Origin of the sequence: Enterobacter cloacae complex sp. P29RS, from assembly GCF_014893445.1 — a bacterium.
In the GTDB taxonomy this organism is placed as follows: domain Bacteria; phylum Pseudomonadota; class Gammaproteobacteria; order Enterobacterales; family Enterobacteriaceae; genus Enterobacter; species Enterobacter intestinihominis.
In genome coordinates, this window is record NZ_JADBPZ010000015.1 from 77,513 (window position 1) to 97,638 (window position 20,126).

General features: G+C 53.9%; 22 protein-coding genes, 1 tRNA gene and 1 pseudogene. 18 read left to right on the forward strand and 6 right to left on the reverse strand.

Annotated elements, in window-relative coordinates:
• Positions 1–36: 36 nt before the first annotated feature.
• A complete protein-coding gene (locus IM282_RS13010; protein ID WP_023299679.1) occupies positions 37–1,326 on the forward strand; it encodes an arsenic transporter in 1,290 nt (429 codons plus the stop codon).
• Positions 1,327–1,338: 12 nt separating this feature from the next.
• Positions 1,339–1,764 carry a glutaredoxin-dependent arsenate reductase gene (gene arsC / locus IM282_RS13015; protein ID WP_023299678.1) on the forward strand — a complete coding sequence of 142 codons (426 nt, stop codon included), beginning with the start codon at positions 1,339–1,341 and terminating at the stop codon, positions 1,762–1,764.
• 27 nt (positions 1,765–1,791) lie between these two features.
• Here the strand turns inward: arsC and IM282_RS13020 are convergent, their stop codons facing one another.
• Positions 1,792–2,343, reverse strand: a complete 552-nt coding sequence (locus IM282_RS13020) for a TetR/AcrR family transcriptional regulator (protein ID WP_023305764.1) — start codon at positions 2,341–2,343, stop codon at positions 1,792–1,794.
• Positions 2,344–2,425: 82 nt separating this feature from the next.
• On the opposite strand from IM282_RS13020, the gene IM282_RS13025 reads away from it, so the two are divergent.
• A complete protein-coding gene (locus tag IM282_RS13025; RefSeq protein ID WP_023299676.1) occupies positions 2,426–3,640 on the forward strand; it encodes an MFS transporter in 1,215 nt (404 codons plus the stop codon).
• Positions 3,630–4,442 (forward strand): Cof-type HAD-IIB family hydrolase, encoded by an 813-nt coding sequence (locus tag IM282_RS13030; RefSeq protein WP_192970466.1) that lies wholly within the window; start codon positions 3,630–3,632, stop codon positions 4,440–4,442. The genes IM282_RS13025 and IM282_RS13030 overlap by 11 nt, the downstream gene beginning before the upstream one ends.
• Before the next feature lie 511 nt (positions 4,443–4,953).
• Here the strand turns inward: IM282_RS13030 and ygfZ are convergent.
• The gene (ygfZ, locus tag IM282_RS13035) at positions 4,954–5,934 is read right to left on the reverse strand and encodes a tRNA-modifying protein YgfZ (protein WP_063147415.1); all 981 of its coding nucleotides are present in this window, start codon (positions 5,932–5,934) and stop codon (positions 4,954–4,956) included.
• A 294-nt stretch (positions 5,935–6,228) separates the two neighbouring features.
• On the opposite strand from ygfZ, the gene sdhE reads away from it, so the two are divergent.
• Positions 6,229–6,495: an FAD assembly factor SdhE gene (gene sdhE / locus IM282_RS13040; protein WP_003863437.1), complete on the forward strand. Its 267-nt coding sequence runs from the start codon at positions 6,229–6,231 to the stop codon at positions 6,493–6,495.
• Complete coding sequence (locus tag IM282_RS13045; protein ID WP_022649305.1) at positions 6,476–6,886, forward strand: protein YgfX; 411 nt, start codon at positions 6,476–6,478, stop codon at positions 6,884–6,886. The genes sdhE and IM282_RS13045 overlap by 20 nt, the downstream gene beginning before the upstream one ends.
• 1 nt (position 6,887) lies before the next feature.
• On the opposite strand, the gene fldB is transcribed toward IM282_RS13045, so the two are convergent.
• Positions 6,888–7,409, reverse strand: coding sequence for a flavodoxin FldB (gene fldB / locus IM282_RS13050; protein WP_015571793.1), 522 nt, complete (start codon positions 7,407–7,409; stop codon positions 6,888–6,890).
• 101 nt (positions 7,410–7,510) lie between these two features.
• Between fldB and xerD the strand changes: the two genes are divergently transcribed.
• The 5 genes from xerD (at position 7,511) to lysS (ending at position 13,604) form a co-directional block, all read left to right on the forward strand.
• Positions 7,511–8,407 (forward strand): site-specific tyrosine recombinase XerD, encoded by an 897-nt coding sequence (xerD, locus tag IM282_RS13055; protein ID WP_192970467.1) that lies wholly within the window; start codon positions 7,511–7,513, stop codon positions 8,405–8,407.
• A 28-nt stretch (positions 8,408–8,435) separates the two neighbouring features.
• Positions 8,436–9,149: a bifunctional protein-disulfide isomerase/oxidoreductase DsbC gene (gene dsbC / locus IM282_RS13060; RefSeq protein WP_022649304.1), complete on the forward strand. Its 714-nt coding sequence runs from the start codon at positions 8,436–8,438 to the stop codon at positions 9,147–9,149.
• Between the two features lie 5 nt (positions 9,150–9,154).
• Complete coding sequence (gene recJ, locus IM282_RS13065; RefSeq protein ID WP_038416675.1) at positions 9,155–10,888, forward strand: single-stranded-DNA-specific exonuclease RecJ; 1,734 nt, start codon at positions 9,155–9,157, stop codon at positions 10,886–10,888.
• 90 nt (positions 10,889–10,978) lie between these two features.
• A protein-coding gene (gene prfB / locus IM282_RS13070) for a peptide chain release factor 2 (protein ID WP_192970468.1) occupies positions 10,979–12,077 on the forward strand; the annotation gives its coding sequence in 2 pieces (ribosomal slippage) (positions 10,979–11,053 and positions 11,055–12,077; 1,098 coding nt in all).
• 9 nt (positions 12,078–12,086) lie between these two features.
• The gene (gene lysS / locus IM282_RS13075) at positions 12,087–13,604 is read left to right on the forward strand and encodes a lysine--tRNA ligase (protein ID WP_022649302.1); all 1,518 of its coding nucleotides are present in this window, start codon (positions 12,087–12,089) and stop codon (positions 13,602–13,604) included.
• A gap of 48 nt (positions 13,605–13,652) precedes the next feature.
• On the opposite strand, the gene idi is transcribed toward lysS, so the two are convergent.
• Positions 13,653–14,195 (reverse strand): isopentenyl-diphosphate Delta-isomerase, encoded by a 543-nt coding sequence (gene idi, locus IM282_RS13080; protein ID WP_032676492.1) that lies wholly within the window; start codon positions 14,193–14,195, stop codon positions 13,653–13,655.
• Between the two features lie 163 nt (positions 14,196–14,358).
• Between idi and actS the strand changes: the two genes are divergently transcribed.
• The 3 genes from actS to IM282_RS13095 all read left to right on the forward strand — a co-directional run bounded on the left by actS (position 14,359) and on the right by IM282_RS13095 (position 16,164).
• The gene (gene actS, locus IM282_RS13085; RefSeq protein ID WP_038416673.1) at positions 14,359–15,099 is read left to right on the forward strand and encodes an amidase activator ActS; all 741 of its coding nucleotides are present in this window, start codon (positions 14,359–14,361) and stop codon (positions 15,097–15,099) included.
• An 80-nt stretch (positions 15,100–15,179) separates the two neighbouring features.
• Positions 15,180–15,253, forward strand: a tRNA-Gly gene (locus IM282_RS13090).
• A 596-nt stretch (positions 15,254–15,849) separates the two neighbouring features.
• Entirely contained in the window at positions 15,850–16,164 is a 315-nt protein-coding gene (locus IM282_RS13095; protein ID WP_015673660.1) for a hypothetical protein, read from the forward strand.
• Here IM282_RS13095 and IM282_RS13100 read toward each other — a convergent pair.
• Positions 16,161–16,967 (reverse strand): DUF4225 domain-containing protein, encoded by an 807-nt coding sequence (locus IM282_RS13100; protein ID WP_023306876.1) that lies wholly within the window; start codon positions 16,965–16,967, stop codon positions 16,161–16,163. The genes IM282_RS13095 and IM282_RS13100 overlap by 4 nt on opposite strands.
• A gap of 241 nt (positions 16,968–17,208) precedes the next feature.
• Here IM282_RS13100 and IM282_RS13105 point away from each other — a divergent pair, with 241 nt between their 5' ends.
• The 4 genes and pseudogenes from IM282_RS13105 (at position 17,209) to IM282_RS13115 (ending at position 19,153) form a co-directional block, all read left to right on the forward strand.
• Complete coding sequence (locus IM282_RS13105) at positions 17,209–17,625, forward strand: recombinase family protein (protein ID WP_225303262.1); 417 nt, start codon at positions 17,209–17,211, stop codon at positions 17,623–17,625.
• A 518-nt stretch (positions 17,626–18,143) separates the two neighbouring features.
• A complete protein-coding gene (locus tag IM282_RS13110) occupies positions 18,144–18,458 on the forward strand; it encodes a hypothetical protein (protein ID WP_126502679.1) in 315 nt (104 codons plus the stop codon).
• A gap of 169 nt (positions 18,459–18,627) precedes the next feature.
• Positions 18,628–18,858 (forward strand): annotated as a pseudogene (locus tag IM282_RS21895) (hypothetical protein); the annotation flags it as partial.
• Positions 18,797–19,153: a putative T6SS immunity periplasmic lipoprotein gene (locus IM282_RS13115; RefSeq protein ID WP_058676773.1), complete on the forward strand. Its 357-nt coding sequence runs from the start codon at positions 18,797–18,799 to the stop codon at positions 19,151–19,153. The pseudogene IM282_RS21895 and the gene IM282_RS13115, both read left to right, overlap by 62 nt.
• A 21-nt stretch (positions 19,154–19,174) precedes the next feature.
• Here IM282_RS13115 and IM282_RS13120 read toward each other — a convergent pair whose 3' ends face one another.
• Positions 19,175–19,819: a LysE family translocator gene (locus IM282_RS13120; RefSeq protein WP_023306874.1), complete on the reverse strand. Its 645-nt coding sequence runs from the start codon at positions 19,817–19,819 to the stop codon at positions 19,175–19,177.
• Between the last annotated feature and the right edge of the window lie 307 nt (positions 19,820–20,126).

Genomic DNA, 20,126 nt, shown 5'->3' on the forward strand with positions numbered 1-20,126 from the left:
AACACATTCACAAAAACAGATATAACGGAGTAAAAGATGTTTCTGGCAGGGGCTATTTTTCTGTTTACGCTGGTACTGGTTATCTGGCAGCCCAAAGGGCTCAGTATCGGCTGGAGTGCCACCATTGGCGCCGCGCTGGCGCTGGCGAGCGGTGTGATCCACGTTAACGATATTCCGGTGGTCTGGAACATCGTCTGGAATGCGACGGCCACGTTTATCGCGGTAATCGTTATCAGTTTGCTGCTGGATGAGTCCGGTTTTTTCGAGTGGGCGGCGCTGCACGTTGCTCGCTGGGGAAACGGTCGCGGGCGGTTGCTGTTTACCTGGATCGTGCTGCTGGGTGCGGCCGTGGCGGCGCTGTTCGCCAATGACGGTGCGGCATTGATCCTGACACCTATCGTTATCGCCATGCTGCTGGCGCTGGGGTTCAGCAAGCAGGCCACGCTGGCGTTCGTGATGGCGGCGGGATTTATCGCCGATACCGCCAGCCTGCCGCTGATTGTCTCCAACCTGGTCAACATCGTCTCAGCGGACTTCTTTAAGCTGGGCTTTAGCGAATACGCCTCGGTGATGATCCCGGTTGATATCGCCGCAATTGCCGCGACGCTGGTGATGCTGCATCTGTTCTTCCGCAAGGAAATACCGCCGGAATATGACCTGGCAAAACTCCGCGAGCCCGCACGGGCCATTCATGACCTGCCGACGTTCAGAACGGGCTGGATCGTGCTGCTGCTACTGCTCGTCGGTTTCTTTGTGCTTGAACCTCTGGGTATCCCGGTCAGCGCTATCGCAACAACTGGCGCGCTGATTTTATTTGCCGTTGCGAAACGCGGGCACGCCATTAACACCGGGAAAGTGCTGCGCGGCGCACCCTGGCAGATCGTTATCTTTTCGCTGGGGATGTATCTGGTGGTGTATGGCCTGCGTAATGCCGGGCTGACGGAGTCTCTTTCAGGCGTTCTTGATCGCTTAGCCGGACACGGACTCTGGGCCACTACGCTGGGAACCGGATTTATCACCGCCTTTCTGTCATCCATAATGAACAATATGCCAACGGTATTGATCGGCGCGCTCTCCATTGAGGGTAGTGCGGCAACAGGCTTGATTAAGGAGGCGATGATTTACGCTAACGTGATTGGCTGCGATCTGGGGCCGAAAATCACCCCCATTGGTAGCCTGGCTACCCTGCTATGGCTTCATGTGCTGGCACAGAAAAACATGACCATTACCTGGGGCTACTATTTCAGGACGGGCATCATAATGACGCTGCCGGTTCTGTTTGTGACGCTCGCCGCGCTGGCGCTACGTCTCTCCTTCACACTGTAATGAGTAACGGATATGAGCAACATCACTATCTACCACAACCCGGCCTGCGGCACGTCGCGCAATACGCTGGAGATGATCCGCAACAGCGGTACGGAACCCGAAATTATTCTCTATCTTGAGAACCCACCGTCGCGTGATGAACTGACCAGGCTGATTGCAGACATGGGGATTCCCGTGTGCGATCTGCTGCGCAAAAACGTCGAGCCTTACGAGCAACTGGGCCTTGCCGGGGGAAATTTCACCGATGACCAGCTTATTGATTTCATGCTGCTATACCCCATTCTGATTAACCGTCCGATTGTGGTGACGCCGCTGGGTACACGTCTGTGCCGCCCTTCTGAAGTCGTTCTCGACATCCTTCCGGACGCGCAAAAAGGGGCATTTACAAAGGAAGATGGCGAAGTCGTCGTTGACGCCAGCGGGAAAAAAATCTCCTGACATCAGGCGTGGCCAGGGCGAGCGCTATCAGACGGTATCCTCGCCTGCAATCCGTCCCACTATCGCCCGGATCTCCTCCCGGGTTAACGGCGACCGGTCGGTTACAAAATGCAGCGTCATCCCCTCGATAAACGCATCCAGCGCACGGGCGGTGGCTGGATCAAACCACTGCTTAAGCGTAGTCTGGCTCATCTTCATCCAGTCCTGCATCACCGTTTTCAGCGCGGCGCTGCGGTGCATAAAAGCGTACAGCTGATACATCAGCGCCATATTGTGTGGCGTGGTCACGGCTGAACTGTGGATCAGCGTGGTAATGGCCTCGCACGCCCTCTCCCGCCCGGTCACCCCCGCGAAGAAATCCCGGTACTGCTGAGACATCTGCTGCGTAAACCACGTGAACGCCTCCTCCAGAAGCGACTCCATCCCGTCGAAATAGTAGGTCATCGACCCCAGCGGTACGCCTGCGCAGGTGGCAATTTTGCGGTGCGTGACGGCATGAATACCGTGCTCAGCAATGGTGTCCAGCGTCGCCTGGAGTATCTTCTCGCGGCGGTTAGGGTCGTTCGGTGGTCTGCTCATAAAATCCTCATCCAGTTTGTGTACAAATGTACACAAAGTTGCTAGTGTTGTCGCTATTGTTGTACTTCTGGTGCTGATCCCAATGACGCTAACTTCTCCTCGCAAAGCCCTGCATCTACGCATGTGGGCGCTGTTTATGTTCTTCTTCATCCCCGGGCTGCTGATGGCTTCCTGGGCAACGCGCACCCCGGCAATCCGCGATACGCTGTCCGTCTCGACGGCGGAGATGGGGATCGTACTGTTTGGCCTGTCGATTGGCTCGATGAGCGGCATCCTCTGCTCGGCCTGGCTGGTGAAGCGCTTTGGCACGCGCGCGGTGATCCGTACCACCATGTGCTGCGCCGTGGTGGGAATGTTCGCTTTGAGCGTGGCGCTGTGGTTCGCCTCGCCGCTGATGTTTGCCCTTGGGCTGATGGTATTTGGCGGCAGCTTTGGTGCGGCTGAAGTGGCCATTAACGTCGAGGGGGCCGCCGTCGAACAGGCGATGAACAAAACGGTGCTGCCCATGATGCATGGCTTTTACAGTCTCGGCACGCTGGCGGGCGCGGGCGTGGGGATGGCGCTGACGGCGCTGGGCATTGCGGCCAATGTGCACATTTTGCTGGCGGCGCTGGTCTGTATTATCCCGATCCTCACCGGCATCAGGGCTATTCCCGCAGGCACAGGACAACACGCCTCGGACGAACAGAAGTCTGCGGCAAAAGGGTTGCCCTTCTATCGTGATTTCCAGCTAATGCTGATTGGCGTGGTGGTGCTGGCGATGGCATTTGCTGAAGGCTCCGCCAACGACTGGCTACCGTTGCTGATGGTGGACGGGCACGGATTTAGCCCCACCTCCGGCTCGCTGATCTACGCTGGATTTACGCTCGGCATGACCGTCGGACGCTTTACCGGCGGCTGGTTTATCGACCGTTACAGCCGCGTGGCGGTCGTCCGTGCCAGCGCCCTGCTGGGTGGGCTGGGCATCGCGATGATCATCTTTGTGGATGTGGACTGGATTGCCGGTGTGTCGGTGATCCTGTGGGGGCTGGGCGCCTCCCTTGGCTTCCCGCTGACCATTTCCGCTGCCAGCGATACCGGTCCCGATGCGCCGACGCGCGTGAGCGTTGTGGCGACCACGGGCTACCTTGCCTTCCTGGTGGGGCCACCGTTGCTTGGATTCCTCGGTGAGCACTACGGGTTGCGCAGCGCCATGCTGGTGGTGTTAGGGTTAGTGATTATTGCCGCCCTGGTGGCGCGTGCGGTGGCAAAACCGGAAGCAGAACAAACGACAATGGAGAAGGGATATGAGCGTTAAACTGATTGCAGTCGACATGGATGGCTCCTTCCTGAGCGATGCGAAAACCTATAATCGCGCGCGTTTTCTGGCGCAGTACGCGCGCATGAAAGCGCAAGGCATCCGTTTTGTGGTCGCCAGCGGAAACCAGTACTACCAGCTGATCTCATTTTTCCCCGAGATCGCCCATGAAATCGCCTTCGTCGCCGAAAACGGCGGCTGGGTGGTGGATGCGGGCGAAGACGTGTTTAACGGCGAACTGTCGAAAGAGCATTTTCTGACCGTCGCCACCCTGTTAAACGACGTGCCCGGCATTGAGATAATTGCCTGCGGAAAAAACAGCGCCTACACGCTGAAAACGTATAACGACCTCTTCAAAGAGATTGCGGCGAAATACTATCACCGCCTTGAAAGCGTCAGCAGCTTTGACAACCTCAACGATATTTTCTTCAAGTTCGGGCTTAACGTCTCTGACGACGAAATACCGCGCATTCAGGCGCTGCTGCATGAGAAGCTTGGCGACATCATGGTGCCGGTGACCACGGGTCACGGCAGTATCGACCTGATAATCCCTGGCGTGCACAAAGCTAACGGCCTGCGGATCCTGCAAGCGCGCTGGGGCATTGAGGACAGTGAAGTGGTGGCCTTTGGCGACAGCGGTAACGACGTGGAGATGCTGCGCCAGGCTGGGTTTGGCTTCGCGATGGCCAACGCCAGACCGCATATAAAGGCTGTGGCCCGCTATGAAGCGCCAAATAATAATGACGAAGGGGTGCTGGACGTGATTGATATGGTGCTGGAGGGGGAGGCGCCGTTTAATTGATTCCGTGCGGTCTGGTGCCCTCACCCTAACCCTCTCCCACAGGGCTGAGGGTTCCCCACAAAATAATGCCTGCACAGATGGCCCCCTCTCCCTTGAGGGAGAGGGCTGGGGTGAGGGGGAACATACGGCTCTGGTGGTCATTCCGTTCACTTTATGTTCCTTGCTACTCTGTCACGACATGACCGGTGAACGTGCCAGGGTGGCTCAGTCGCCACCACCCTGGCGACCCGGGCTTCCGGCGGAAAATCGCCGCTTCGCGGTGCCTTCGGCTTATTCCTTCCGGCTTATCGGGGACGGGCGGAGGTAACATCCCTGTAAAGCCCGCCCTCTCGGCGCATCCCTGCGCCTCGCCCCGGCCTACAGGAAACGCCTCAGCGATTTACAGCCGGACCGAGGCATCGCTGAAAGCCCTCAGTTATTCTGAGGCAACGTTATCGCTTTTGCTTTCAAATTACTGGGGATCCCTCAGCCCACAGGGAGAGGGAGAATATCAACACCGGGCGATACAGCATCAATCTTCCAGTGAATACGGCAGCGGCTCAATGCTGAGCGTGTTTGCATCGTCCCGCACGCGGAACACGCTGTCGGGCTCCATATCATTATTCATGACAACCTGCACCAGCAGGCGGCCATCATCGAGCTGGACGGCGGCTAACACGGTGCCGGTACGGCGCCAGTTTTCGCCCATCTTCATCTCGAGATCTTCACCCGCTTCCGGCACACGGCTGGCGTGACCAGCCAGCGTCCACAGGGCACGTTTGTTCGCGCCGCGGAATTTCGCACGCGCCACCATTTCCTGTCCGGTGTAGCAGCCCTTCTTAAAGCTGATACCACCCAGCGCCTGGATGTTTGTCGCCTGCGGGATAAACTGCGCGCTGTTTGCCGCGTCAATAACTGGCAGGCCCGCTTCGATGTTCAGCGCCAGCCACTGCTGGCTGTTGTTGAGCTGTGCTTCACCGCGCAGGGCGTCAGTGACGCGTTCCGCCGTTGCTTCGTCGGTTACCAGCAGGAAGCGCTCCGCAGGGTGTTCGAACCACAGAATGGAGGTTTCTCCCTCGCTGATCAGCTGTTTTCCGGCATCCGGTAGCTCGGCAAACAGGTTTTTCAGCGCTGCACGCGCCTGGAAACCCGCGACCCCCAGCAGAACGTGTTCATCGTCCGGGGCGATGGTGACTTTAGAAAAGACCGCGTATTTTTTCAGCTCTTTAAGCTGGGCGTCACGCAGGCTGCGACGCTCAATCAAGGCGAATCCGTCCTGACGGCGGAACAGACGCAGGTTGCTCCACATTTTGCCTTTTGGATCGCAATGCGCGGCCAACAGATGCTGGTGCTCAGTCAACTGCGCCACGTCCGCCGTGACCTGGCCTTGCAGGTATTTTTCGCTGTCCGCACCGGTCAGTGTCGCCAGTGCCCAGTCATCAAGAGTAATCAGCGTCAGCGGCAGACGCGCAGAGGCGGCGGGCTGGCGAGGAGAAAATGGTGTAAATGCCATAGTGATGTCCTGAATTGCTTAACGCTTTGATAATACCTAATGGTAAAAGAGACTGTATTCAATGCAAGCGCTTTCAGCAGGCCATTCGTGCCATTACGCGGTTATGCGTGGCGCTACGCAAAATAGTGTAATCCGCTGTCTTTATAAGGATTATTCAGGAAGCTTGCTCGAGGTTCGCAATATTCCAGTAAAGAAACGGTCAAAAACACGTTACACTAGCAGGTGTTCCCGAAGAGCAATAATGAATACCGAACGGGATACCGACTGTGCCAAACGTAATGCAGGAAACAGAACATGGATATTAACAACAAGGCCCGTATTCACTGGGCGTGCCGTCGCGGCATGCGTGAACTTGATATCTCCATCATGCCTTTCTTCGAGTATGAGTACGACAGCTTAAGCGATGACGATAAGCGCCTGTTTGTCCGTCTGCTTGAGTCCGACGATCCGGATTTATTCAACTGGCTGATGAATCACGGCAAGCCCGCCGACACCGAGTTGCAACGGATGGTGCAATTAATTCAAACACGGAATCAGGAACGTGGTCCTGTGGCAATCTGATCTTCGCGTCTCGTGGCGCTCACAGTGGATGTCCTTACTGCTCCACGGTCTGGTCGCGGCAATGGTGTTATTGGTGCCGTGGCCGCTAAGCTATACCCCTCTGTGGCTGCTTTTGCTGTCGTTTGTAGTGTTTGACAGCGTGCGCAGCCAGCGTCGAATCAACGCCCGTCAGGGGGAAATTAAGCTGCTGATGGATTCTCGCCTGCGCTGGCAGGGAAAAGAGTGGGAAATGATAGGGACGCCGTGGATGCTCAACACCGGGATGATGCTACGGCTGCGTCGGGTCGAGGACAATCGTCGCCAGCACCTGTGGCTGGCAGCAGACAGTATGGATCCTGCGGAGTGGCGAGATCTGCGCCGGTTGATCGTGCAACAGCCGACGCAGGAGTAAATCAGCTGAACTGCTCGGCCATCTCACCCAGAATCTGCTCGCACCAGCTCTGGAGGCGCTCGTCGCTAAGATCGTACTGGTTGGTTTCATCCAGCGCGAGCCCGACAAACAGCTGACCGTCGGCAATAATCGGTTTTTGACTGGTGAACTCATAGCCTTCCGTAGGCCAGTAGCCGATAAAGGTCGCGCCCTTTGGCGCCAGTTTGTCGTGCAGCATGCCGAGTGCGTCAAGGAACCACTCCCCGTAGCCCAACTGGTCGCCCATGCCGTACATCGCAATGATTTTGCCTTCAAAATTGACTGAATCGAGCTGATCCCAGATGGCTTCCCAGTCTTCCTGAATCTCACCAAAGTCCCAGGTAGGGATACCCAGAATCAGCACATCGTACTGCTCCATCAAGGCAACCGCGTCATCTTTCAGGTTATGCAACGTCACCAGTTCCGGGCCAATAATGTCGCGAATTTTCTCCGCCGCCATTTCGGTGTAGCAGGTGCTGGAACCATAGAACAGACCAATATTCATCGCGTAACTATCTCAATTCTTGCTATGACTTTGCGCGTAGTGTACCAGAAACCGATGGCAATCAGGCATAATGGCCAGATTGCAGAACCATAGGGGTTGATGTGGAAAAGGATCTCGCACTCATCGAACAGTTTCTCGACGCGCTGTGGCTGGAGAAAAACCTCGCTGAAAATACGCTTAGCGCCTATCGTCGGGATCTCACTTTGCTGGTCGAGTGGCTGGCGCACCGGGGGCTGACGCTTGAAAGCGCACAAAGTGATGACCTGCAAGGGTTACTGGCTGAGCGGATGGAAGGGGGGTACAAAGCCACCAGCTCCGCACGTCTGCTGAGCGCCATGCGCCGCCTGTTCCAGCACCTTTACCGCGAGAAGAGCCGCGCGGATGATCCCAGCGCACTGCTGGCATCGCCTAAACTGCCTCAGCGGCTGCCAAAAGATCTCAGCGAAGCGCAAGTTGAGAGATTATTACAGTCGCCCGCAGTTGACCTTCCGCTGGAGTTACGCGATAAAGCCATGCTTGAACTATTGTATGCCACGGGCTTGCGCGTTTCTGAGCTGGTGGGCCTGACGATGAGCGATATCAGCCTGCGTCAGGGCGTGGTGCGCGTTATCGGTAAAGGGAACAAAGAACGGCTGGTGCCGCTGGGTGAAGAGGCGGTCTACTGGCTGGAGACGTATCTGGAACACGGGCGTCCGTGGCTGCTGAACGGCGTCTCCATAGATGTATTATTCCCGAGCCAGCGCGCGCAGCAGATGACGCGACAAACGTTCTGGCATCGCATTAAACATTACGCCACACTGGCGGGTATTGACAGTGAGAAGCTGTCGCCGCACGTTTTGCGTCACGCCTTCGCGACGCATCTGTTAAACCACGGCGCGGATTTACGCGTGGTGCAGATGTTGCTTGGACACAGCGATCTTTCAACGACGCAAATATACACCCATGTCGCGACGGAACGCCTGCGGCAGCTACACCAACAGCACCACCCTCGCGCGTGAGTGCCGACGAATTGTTACAGGATCATATATGAAAAAGTCTTTAGCGCTGTTCACCCTGCTGGCAGCTTCGGTTTCCGGTTTTGCCCATGCGGATGATGCCGCCATTAAACAGTCTCTGACGAAACTCGGCGTCGCCAGCAGCGAGATCCAGCCAGCGCCGGTGGCTGGCATGAAAACGGTGCTGACCAACAGCGGCGTGCTGTACGTGACCGAAGACGGAAAGCACATCATTCAGGGGCCAATGTACGACGTGAGCGGTGCGCAGCCGGTGAACGTCACCAACCAGCTACTGATGAAAAACCTGAATGCGCTCGAAAAAGAGATGATTGTCTACAAAGCGGCGCAGGAAAAGCACGTCATTACCGTCTTCACCGACATCACCTGCGGCTACTGCCACAAGCTGCATGAAGAGATGAAAGACTACAACGCGCTGGGCATTACCGTGCGTTACCTGGCCTTCCCACGCGCTGGCGTGCAGAGTCAGCCTGAGCAGGATATGAAAGCGATCTGGTGTGCGAAAGACCGCAACAAGGCCTTTGATGATGCGATGAACGGTAAAGGCGTGAAGCCCGCCTCCTGCGATATCGACATCGCTAACCACTACGCGCTGGGCGTACAGTTTGGCGTGAGCGGTACGCCAGCCATTGTGCTGAGCAACGGCTATGTGGTGCCGGGCTACCAGGGGCCAAAAGAGATGAAAGCGTTCCTCGACGAACACCAGAAACAGACGGGTGGTAAATAATTCGCGTGAAAGCCCCGATAAAACTGCGCCGCCGCGATGCGATTGAAACCGCGGATTTACCAGATACGCTTCCGCTGCTGTTAAAGCGGTTGTACGCCAGCCGTGGCGTGCGTACGGCAAGCGATCTTGAGCGCAGCGTTAAAGGCATGCTGCCCTGGCAAGCGCTGAGTGGCATCGAAAAAGCGACTGAAATGCTCTACGACGCGTTCCGTGACGGGACGCGGATTGTCGTGGTGGGCGATTTCGATGCCGACGGCGCAACCAGTACCGCGCTGAGCGTACTCAGCCTGCGTGCGCTGGGCTGCGATAACGTGGCTTACCTGGTGCCGAACCGGTTTGAAGACGGCTACGGCCTCAGCCCGGAAGTGGTCGATCAGGCCCATGCCCGTGGTGCACAGATGATCATGACCGTGGATAACGGGATCTCTTCTCATGCGGGGGTCGATCATGCCCATGCGCTGGGGATCCCGGTACTGGTCACCGATCACCACCTGCCAGGAGAAACCCTGCCAGACGCCGAAGCCATCATTAACCCGAACCTGCGCGACTGCGATTTCCCGTCGAAATCGCTGGCCGGAGTAGGGGTGGCGTTTTATCTGATGCTGGCGTTACGCACGTTGCTGCGTGATAAGGGCTGGTTCGAATCGCGCGGGATTGCCGTGCCGAATCTTGCGGAGTATCTCGATCTGGTGGCGCTGGGAACCGTGGCGGACGTGGTGCCGCTCGATACCAATAACCGTATTCTCACCTGGCAGGGCTTGAGCCGCATTCGGGCGGGCAAATGCCGTCCGGGGATCAAGGCGCTGCTGGAAATTGCCAACCGCGATCCGCTGAAGCTTGCGGCAAGCGATTTGGGTTTTGCCCTCGGCCCGCGCCTGAACGCGGCGGGGCGGCTGGACGATATGTCGGTTGGCGTTGCGCTGCTCCTGTGCGACAACATCGGCGAAGCGCGCGTGCTGGCCAGTGAGCTGGACGCACTCAACCAGACCCGTAAAGAGATTGAGCAGGGGATGCAGGCCGAAGCGCTGACCCTGTGCGAAAAGCTGGAGCGCAGCGGCGATAACCTGCCGGGTGGGCTGGCGATGTATCACCCCGAATGGCACCAGGGCGTGGTGGGCATTCTGGCGTCGCGCATTAAAGAGCGTTTCCACCGCCCGGTGATCGCGTTCGCCCCCGCCGGGGACGGCACGCTGAAAGGCTCTGGTCGTTCCATTCAGGGGCTGCATATGCGCGATGCGCTGGAGCGTCTGGATACGCTGCATCCGGGGTTGATGATTAAGTTCGGCGGTCACGCGATGGCGGCAGGCCTGTCGCTGGAAGAGGCGAAGTTCGACGAGTTCCAGCGTCTGTTTGGCGAACTGGTCACCGAGTGGATCGATCCGTCTCTGTTGCAGGGTGAAGTGGTTTCTGACGGCGAGCTTTCTCCGGCTGAAATGACCATGGAGGTGGCGCAGATGCTGCGCGATGCCGGCCCGTGGGGGCAGATGTTCCCGGAGCCGCTTTTCGACGGACGTTTTCGTTTGCTGCAACAGCGCATCGTGGGCGAACGCCATCTCAAAGTGATGGTGGAACCGGTCGGCGGCGGGCCGCTGCTCGACGGCATCGCCTTTAACGTTGATACCTCCATCTGGCCGGACAACGGCGTGCGCGAGGTTGAGCTGGCCTATAAGCTGGATATTAACGAGTTCCGCGGTAACCGCACCCTTCAGATCATCATCGACAATATCTGGCCAATTTAGCGTCAGTAATCTCTATAAAAAAGGGCGTGGATTCGGTACAATCCCGCTCTTATCACCGCATTTTGACAAGCTCATAAAAGAAAACAGACCATGTTTGAAATTAATCCGGTAAAAAACCGCATTCAGGACCTCACGGAGCGCTCTGACGTTCTTAGGGGGTATCTTTGACTACGATGCCAAGAAAGAGCGTCTCGAAGAAGTAAACGCCGAGCTGGAACAGCCGGACGTCTGGAACGAACCTGAACGCGCGCAGGCGCTGGGTAAAGAACGTTCCTCCCTCGAAGCCATCGTAGATACGCTGGATCAAATGGCGCAGGGTCTGGAAGATGTTTCTGGGCTGCTGGAGCTGGCTGTCGAAGCCGACGACGAAGAAACCTTTAACGAAGCCGTGGCAGAGCTCGACGTGCTGGAAGAGAAGCTGGCGCAGCTGGAATTCCGTCGCATGTTCTCCGGCGAATACGACAGCGCTGACTGCTATCTCGATATTCAGGCAGGCTCTGGCGGTACCGAAGCGCAGGACTGGGCCAGCATGCTGATGCGCATGTACCTGCGCTGGGCTGAAGCGCGCGGTTTCAAAACCGAGATTATCGAAGAGTCCGAAGGTGAAGTGGCGGGTATCAAGTCCGTCACCATTAAGATTGTTGGCGATTACGCCTACGGTTGGCTGCGTACTGAAACCGGCGTTCACCGCCTGGTGCGTAAGAGCCCGTTCGATTCCGGTGGCCGTCGCCACACCTCCTTCAGCTCCGCGTTTGTCTACCCGGAAGTGGATGAAGATATCGATATCGACATCAACCCGGCGGACCTGCGCATCGACGTTTACCGCGCATCCGGCGCGGGCGGTCAGCACGTTAACCGTACGGAATCTGCGGTGCGTATTACCCACATTCCAACCGGGCTGGTAACACAGTGCCAGAACGACCGTTCCCAGCATAAGAACAAAGACCAGGCCATGAAGCAGATGAAAGCGAAGCTTTATGAGCTGGAGATGCAGAAGAAAAATGCTGAGAAGCAGGCGATGGAAGACAACAAGTCCGACATCGGCTGGGGCAGCCAGATCCGTTCTTACGTCCTTGATGACTCCCGCATCAAAGACCTGCGTACCGGGGTTGAAACCCGTAACACGCAGGCGGTGCTGGACGGCAGCCTGGATCAATTTATCGAAGCAAGTTTGAAAGCAGGGTTATGAGGAACCAACATGTCTGAACAACAATCACAGGGCGCTGACGCGGTAGTCGATCTTAATAACGAACTGAAAACCCGCCGCGAGAAGCTGGCAGCGCTGCGCGAGCAGGGCGTGCCGTTCCCGAACGATTTTCGTCGTGACCACACCTCAGACCAACTGCACGCAGACTTCGACGGTAAAGAGAACGAAGAGCTTGAAGCGCTGAACGTTGAAGTGTCCGTGGCGGGCCGCATGATGACCCGACGTATCATGGGTAAAGCCTCCTTCGTGACCTTACAGGACGTTGGTGGCCGCATTCAGCTGTACGTCTCTCGTGACGACCTGCCGGAAGGCATCTACAACGAGCAGTTCAAGAAGTGGGACCTCGGCGACATCCTGGGCGCAAAAGGTAAACTGTTCAAAACTAAGACCGGTGAACTGTCTATCCACTGTACCGAACTGCGTCTGCTGACCAAAGCCCTGCGCCCGCTGCCGGACAAGTTCCACGGTTTGCAGGATCAGGAAGCGCGCTATCGTCAGCGCTACCTGGATCTCATCTCTAATGATGAATCCCGTAAGACCTTCAAAATTCGCTCCCAGATCATGGCCGGTATTCGCCAGTTCATGGTTAACCGCGACTTTATGGAAGTAGAAACCCCAATGATGCAGGTGATCCCAGGCGGTGCCTCTGCCCGTCCGTTCATCACCCATCACAACGCCCTGGACCTGGACATGTACCTGCGTATCGCGCCGGAACTGTATCTGAAGCGTCTGGTGGTAGGAGGTTTCGACCGCGTGTTTGAAATCAACCGTAACTTCCGTAACGAAGGTATTTCCGTACGTCATAACCCAGAGTTCACCATGATGGAACTCTATATGGCGTATGCGGATTACAAAGATCTGATCGAGCTGACCGAATCCCTGTTCCGTACCCTGGCGCAGGATATTCTGGGCACCACGCAGGTCCCTTACGGTGAAGAAGTGTTCGACTTCGGCAAGCCGTTCGAAAAACTGACCATGCGCGAAGCGATCAAGAAATACCGTCCGGAAACCAATATGGCGGATCTGGATAACTTCGACTCTGCGAAAGCGATCGCTGAAAGCATCGGTATTAAGGTTGAGAAGAGCTGGGGTCTGGGCCGTATCGTGACCGAGATCTTCGAAGAAGTGGCCGAAGCGCACCTGATTCAGCCGACCTTCATCACCGAATACCCGGCGGAAGTGTCTCCGCTGGCGCGTCGTAATGACGAGAACCCGGAAATCACTGACCGCTTCGAATTCTTCATCGGTGGCCGCGAAATCGGTAACGGTTTTAGCGAGCTGAACGATGCAGAAGATCAGGCGCAGCGTTTCCAGGATCAGGTTAACGCGAAAGCGGCAGGCGACGACGAAGCGATGTTCTTCGACGAAGACTACGTAACCGCGCTGGAACACGGCCTGCCGCCGACGGCTGGCCTGGGTATTGGTATCGACCGTATGGTGATGCTGTTCACCAACAGCCACACCATTCGCGACGTGATCCTTTTCCCGGCGATGCGTCCGGTGAAATAAGCCGTTAAGACGTAAAAAAAGCCCCGTGCGTTTATCGCCGGGGCTTTTTTATTGCGCCGCAAAAGCGCTGAGTTTTTCGCGCGCAGTGTTCGCTTCCTGCACCATCCAGGGACTAAATGCCCACGGTGTGGCGTCCAGCGCGCGGAAGAGCGCGTCCAGCTCCACCCACTGATACTCCATCACTTCGTCGCTATTGATTGCGAGGGTATTCGTTACGCGGGCGGCATAGACCGGGCAGATTTCGTTTTCAACGATCCCTGAAGGGTCGGCTTCACGGTAGCGGAACTCCGGGGCAACGGGAGTGATGTCTATGATTTCGGCGCCGACTTCAAAGCGGCAGCGGCGGATAATCGCCTGCTCTGTCGCTTCGTCGGCCTGTGGATGTCCGCAAACGGAGTTGGTCCACACGCCGGGCCAGGCTTTTTTACTTAAGGCGCGCCGGGTAATCAGACATTCTCCGTTAGCGTTAAACAGCCATGAAGAGAAGGCCAGGTGAAGCGGGGTGTGTGACGTGTGCGCGGCGTACTTCTCCTGAGTGCCAATCACCTTTCCCTGGTCATTTACCAAAATAACGTGTTCTTGAATACTCATTGATGCTCCAGTGCCATAATGCTTAATGGTTCAGCACCATCAGCGGAATTATTATACTGCATTCTTATGCAAACGGTTTGGCCCACAGAGCGGAAAAGGGCATGACCCGCATCAGTTTGGGCTGCTATCATAGTGCGCCATTCACGCTGACCGAGGAGCTGTTTTGTTTGCAGGAAGCCTGACGAGAAACCCGATCATTGCCGTTTTCTGCCTGACGCTGACGCTACTTGTAGCAGGATGCTCGGGGAGTAAATCTTCGGATATGGGCAGTTATTCCGGTGCCGTCTATACCGTTAAGCGCGGGGACACGCTCTACCGCATCTCACGTGCCACGGGGACCAGCGTGAAGGAGCTGGCGCGCCTGAATAATATCTCTCCACCGTATACCATTGAGATAGGGCAAAAGCTCAAGGTTAACGGCGGTTCCTCCTCAGGGAAAAAGTCCTCAACGCGTAAAACAGCCAAAGTGACGCCATCCTATCAGGTGCCTAAATCATCCTGGCCGCCGGTCGGTCAGCGCTGCTGGATCTGGCCTGCAAGCGGAAAAGTGGTTGCGCCGTACTCGCTCTCGGAAGGGGGCAATAAAGGTATTGATATCGCTGCCGCACGCGGCACGCCGGTTTACGCTTCAGGGGCCGGAAAGGTGGTCTATGTCGGTAACCAGCTTCGTGGATACGGTAACCTGATCATGATTAAGCATGGTGAGGACTACATTACGGCATATGCGCATAACGACACGATGTTGGTGAATAATGGCCAGAACGTGAAGGCGGGGCAGAAGATTGCGACCATGGGCAGTACCGGGACGGATACGGTGAAGCTGCATTTCCAGATCCGCTATAAGGCCACGGCCATCGATCCGCAGCGTTATCTTCCGGCGCAGGGCAGTAAACCGAAGTGCTAAGTGATTATTTAATCGCCACTTAGTGGGGTAAAGGCTTGTATGAAGAGGCGTAAGGTCTATAATGCCTTACGCACTTCAAAGCGGGCGTAGTTCAATGGTAGAACGAGAGCTTCCCAAGCTCTATACGAGGGTTCGATTCCCTTCGCCCGCTCCAGTCTCCTCATAAATCAAGAAGTTATATTTCATCAGTTAGTTACGTTGCTCTGCTTTAGCAGGTACAACTAAAACTACCCACTGTTCTATACCCGTACCTGTCGCGTGATAGGTCTGTGGTACAAGGGAACATATCCTCACGCTGGCGGTGGTTCCAGGTTCTTACCGCGATAGTACAACAACGAACAAAAAGCCGCATACCTGGCATAACTCCCGAACAGATTGAACACACGCATTTAAGCCCGATGTGTGGCCCTATGAGCCACGTAAACAGGTGAATAGTGGTAATGCCCCGGTAGCTACAGATCCGGCTCTGCCAGCGCTTTGCTCACGCTCCGAAAGGTACACGAGCACCCTGATAAGGTGTGATCCCCCTGACAATCTGATTTGGTCACTGGTGACTTTCGCAAAGCGAAACCAACTAGGTTGGCCTGTTGCAGTCGCTATGCTCCGCTTGTTGCTTCTACCACTAACGGGGCTTTATGGCTTCTATTGTCTGAAAGCTGATACATTGCACAAACATCATGTGGATTACTGTAAAGTTCATCACTATGATTATGTGTGCCATTGCCAGTTAAGAAATGCGGAGAGGACAATATGGATGTTACTGATGAGGCTTTGTTGAGTTCTGGCTTTACACCATCGGATTTGAAGAAGATAAAGAACAACGTTGAAAGCTATGGTGGAACGTTGGGGAATGCAATCAGGGACCTGGCTAGGCGATTTATTCTTGCCGTGTGGGTTGTATCCGGTTGCCTTGCTGTATTCATTTTTCTTGTGATGTTCGCATCTGAGCAGAGTGTTTTCTCTGGTGCTATTGGCCTTTCTTGTGGCGCAGCGGTTGCAATTTTTATACAACCGCCTGTACTTGCTTATAAATCTTGGCGATTCTGTAGAGCGAACAAATCTTAATTAGTACTGTTATCAGTAGCCAGAAGATCAAAAATGACTTTCGCTTTGACACCATATCCAGCGATTTTCATCGTTAGCTTAGGCTTGCTCATTGTGTCAACTTTTCGGTAGTAATCACGCGGCAGCCAACGGAATAATCGCCAAGCTCCGGGTTTCCTTGCTAAGCCGAAGATACTATAGACACTCGCCCCTAGAGTCACCGTATTATAAAGAGCTAATCCACTTTTTGGGCTAAACCCCATAAATTGCGCGGTCTCCATTGCGCCATCAGCAAAAATTCCTTCCGATTTGGATTGTTCACCATAGCGAAGATGGCTTGCTTCTTTTGTTATACCGTTAATACCATCAACAAATAAAACTGCTCCTGCAAGAACTCCAACAGGGGTCATAGTGGACATCATAACCATCCCACCAAATAATGCTGCTCCAGATACCACTATATGGATTGCCGAAATCACGTATCCGACGATTTTATTGTTTTCCCTGACAAACTCGACCTTTGCATAAAGTTGGGCGGCTCTGGTTCTTAACAGGCGTTCTTGTTCTTGCAGATTATCTGTTTCGGCACGCAGATTTTTGATGCATGCAATGCATTCTTCATCGGTTTTGGCCCGTCGTGCAGTTTCAAATTCTTTCTCTACGACCTGCCTTATCTCTTCGACAAACTTGATACGTGTTATCCCATCTTGCAAATAGAATGCTGATAGCCGATTTGCAGTTTCGACGAGTTTCCGGGCCTCCAGATTCACCATGGTATCTGACCATGTTCTGTTCCAGCCCCTGTTAAGCAACGCAATATCCATTAAAGACTCCTTTCCAAAATGTGTCTGGTCATTTTACGTGCAATAAGGTCGAAGACAACAGGAAATACTTACACAACCCGCCCCCCGTAGGTGTCCCGTCTCTTTATCCTCCCAGTTTCCATCCTCCTGCTTAAAATATCCCCGGCTCTATTATAGATCCGCTGAGTGGATCGATTAGCCGCCTAATAATCTCACTGGATCTGCATGAAATATCCTGGTGTTATCACTGCGTTACACTACTTTGCTTGCGTTGCAATTTGCCTCGCTTTATTACAACAGGCGAAACGCTGTCTTCCTGTGCCTTTGCCGTAACACTGCTGACTTGCTGGCAATGGTTGAGCGGTTAACAGAACGGGGTGTAGTTGTTCAGATCCACAAAGAGGATTTTAAGACCGGGAAGAACTCTCCAGCAGGTAATATGATGCTGACCGTACTGGCAGCAGTCGCACAGATGGAACGTGAAACGATGCTGGAGCGCCAGCGTGAAGGTTACGAAGCAGCAAAAGCCGCAGGCAGGATCACCGGACGGGGCAAAGGTCGCTCTATTGATCGTGAAGCCATTAAAGCAGAACTCGCAGCAGGTAAAACCATTCGTGCAATCGCAGAAAGCCACAACGTCAGCACCAGAACAGTCATGAACATTAAGGCCGAAGCCTGAACAATTCTAAAACATCCCCACTTTGACCTCGCTCCGGCGGGGTTTTTTATTGCCTGAAATCCACACCAGCGCGAGCACCACCACCAATAGCTCCGTATGCTCCACCAGAAACTCTACAGCTCGTCATCCCCCTCACAATTGTAAACTGACAGACCCATATCACAGCGTCCCGCTGATAGGCTCTCACAGGCCCAGAAATGGAGGGTTTTTCGTTGTCAAAAATTCCGACATAAACCACTAAAGGAAGGTAAGTGGCTTTCCTCTGTCAGAGGGTAGGGAGGTTTTAGCAAAGTTTGTACATGAATCAATACTAAGTGTTAATCAATACAAAGTACTTCTGACTTTCGCAAAGCGAAACCAACCATTGTCGTAATGTCCTTGCATCACCCAGATAGTAAGAAAGGGGAGATGGAATCTGCCGAAAAGTTTCGGCTGGATTGCTGTAAAGTTCATCATTATGATTGCTTGCATAATCAGCGATTGGAAAAACACTTTTGGGAAATAAGGGACGAGACGATATGAAAGTGACTGATGAGGCTTTGTTACGTTCAGGGTTTACGCAGCCCGAATTGCAGAAGATAAAAAGCAATAATGAAAAATATGGAGGAACGCCTGGAGAGGCCATAAATGACCTCGCTAGACGATTTGTTACCCTGGCGGGAGTGGTGGCTGTGTGTACCTTTACCCTACTGCTACTTTTCGTCTTCAGCTCACCTGATAGAGCAGCTGCATGGGGGCTGGCGATGATCTTTGGGGTTGCCATTATGTCCTTCGCACAGCCGCCGGTAATTTCCTATAAATCCTGGCGTTATCGAAAAAATACAAAGGATTAACGGGTTCCATTTTCTGCTGTTAACAGGTCGAAAATCACTTTTGCTTTAACGCCATAACCGACAATCTTCATTGTTAACTTAGGAGTGCTGATTGTGCTGACATTGCGATAGTAATCGTGTGAAAGCCAGCGGAATAATCTCCAGGCTCCAGCTTTCGAGCAAGTCCTACTGGGCTGCTGAATATACCTACAGGCTGGATAAAGAAAAGCTCACTGATTACTCTCTTGAACAGCAAGCCTCTATTTTAGCTGATCACTGGTTACTGCTGGTTTATGGGATTAGTAAGTGGTCTTATTATCAAAGGCCTGGGCGCATGGGGATGTACAGGGGCGTTAAACATGAAGTACAAAATGTTGCTGGGTGTTGTGTTCATCTTAACGGGATGCTCTGGGCCTGGTGATCGAATGGTAGATCGTGAATCTTCAACGGCATTAATCAAAGATAATCAAGTTTGTGTCGTGTCACCACTGGAGCCACAGGAACGGATCACTGCTATCCAAATTAACAGTGATAATAGCGACTCTCTTCACAAGATTTTTGATGACAAGCCCTTGTATGTTCAAAAGGGCGGGTGTCTTCCTGTGTACGGATTTAAGTTTACACCTGGAGAGCGGTATAACTTCGCGTATGACGTCCAATCTGATAAATCAGGGTCACATTTAGTCACTGCTGTATTTTCTTATCCCAAAGAATAAGGGGCTGAACGCCCCATATTCTTAACGGCGTGTAAACGCCAACCTGAGCCCTAATCCAATGAATGTTACACCAACAATTCTATCCAGTATTTTCTGCAACCTTCTGTTTTGCGAAACGGTTCCGGCTGCACTACCTGCAAGTACGGCGAACGTTAAATCAGTCATAAAAGCGATCAATGCGTAGGTCATTCCCAGGAGTAGAAAAGAAGCTGTCTGGTGCTCGCTTCCAGGCGCAACGAATTGAGGGAAAAAGGAGATGAAGAATAACAGTACCTTCGGGTTGGTTAAGGTAGTTATGAAACCTTTAGTAAGTAGACTCGTCAAAGTCGCTTTTGCCTTAACGCGTTCAGCTTCGTTGTGATTCGTGGTTTGCTTTGTCAGCGTTCCCCAAATCATCTTACTACCGAGATACACCAGATAAGCCGCACCGAGAGACTTAATGATGGTGAACATCATCGGAGATGCTGTTATCAACGCGGTTAATCCCACAGCGCTTGCAATTGCATGTGTGCAACTACCTAATGCTACACCAGCGGCAGAGATAATTCCCGCTCGTCTTCCATTAACCACGCTTTGACCTACCACGTAGGCTATATCAGGCCCAGGTGTAACGGAAAGGAGAAATACAGATAGGACGAAAAGCCCAAAATGAGTTATGTCCAGCATAGCCATCTCCAGAAAAAAATTATGTACCTCCATGCTAACACTGAATTTTTATGCGTAAAAGGTGATTTTATATGCTTTTAGTCTGCTTTTGCTAAACAACGAATCACTCATGGCATAACACGTTAAGTTGCACATTTCCTGTACCCTGGATACCCTGAGATTAATCCTAATAACTCAAGGGTGAGTATGGCTAGCGGGAAGAGAAAGAATCAAAAGGAATCGCCTGAAGAAGAGTTAGATCGCCTGCTGGATGAGCTTGAACTCACACCGGAGCAACGGGAGTTTATCGAATCCATGCGAGAGGATA

Coding starts and splice junctions, on each gene's coding strand:
- IM282_RS13010 (WP_023299679.1), top strand. CDS start 37: ATGTTTCTGGCAGGGGCTATTTTTCTGTTTACGCTGGTACTGGTTATC.
- arsC (WP_023299678.1), top strand. CDS start 1,339: ATGAGCAACATCACTATCTACCACAACCCGGCCTGCGGCACGTCGCGC.
- IM282_RS13020 (WP_023305764.1), bottom strand. CDS start 2,343: ATGAGCAGACCACCGAACGACCCTAACCGCCGCGAGAAGATACTCCAG.
- IM282_RS13025 (WP_023299676.1), top strand. CDS start 2,426: ATGACGCTAACTTCTCCTCGCAAAGCCCTGCATCTACGCATGTGGGCG.
- IM282_RS13030 (WP_192970466.1), top strand. CDS start 3,630: ATGAGCGTTAAACTGATTGCAGTCGACATGGATGGCTCCTTCCTGAGC.
- ygfZ (WP_063147415.1), bottom strand. CDS start 5,934: ATGGCATTTACACCATTTTCTCCTCGCCAGCCCGCCGCCTCTGCGCGT.
- sdhE (WP_003863437.1), top strand. CDS start 6,229: ATGGATATTAACAACAAGGCCCGTATTCACTGGGCGTGCCGTCGCGGC.
- fldB (WP_015571793.1), bottom strand. CDS start 7,409: ATGAATATTGGTCTGTTCTATGGTTCCAGCACCTGCTACACCGAAATG.
- dsbC (WP_022649304.1), top strand. CDS start 8,436: ATGAAAAAGTCTTTAGCGCTGTTCACCCTGCTGGCAGCTTCGGTTTCC.
- lysS (WP_022649302.1), top strand. CDS start 12,087: ATGTCTGAACAACAATCACAGGGCGCTGACGCGGTAGTCGATCTTAAT.
- idi (WP_032676492.1), bottom strand. CDS start 14,195: ATGAGTATTCAAGAACACGTTATTTTGGTAAATGACCAGGGAAAGGTG.
- IM282_RS13095 (WP_015673660.1), top strand. CDS start 15,850: ATGGATGTTACTGATGAGGCTTTGTTGAGTTCTGGCTTTACACCATCG.
- IM282_RS13100 (WP_023306876.1), bottom strand. CDS start 16,967: ATGGATATTGCGTTGCTTAACAGGGGCTGGAACAGAACATGGTCAGAT.
- IM282_RS13110 (WP_126502679.1), top strand. CDS start 18,144: ATGAAAGTGACTGATGAGGCTTTGTTACGTTCAGGGTTTACGCAGCCC.
- IM282_RS13115 (WP_058676773.1), top strand. CDS start 18,797: ATGAAGTACAAAATGTTGCTGGGTGTTGTGTTCATCTTAACGGGATGC.
- IM282_RS13120 (WP_023306874.1), bottom strand. CDS start 19,819: ATGCTGGACATAACTCATTTTGGGCTTTTCGTCCTATCTGTATTTCTC.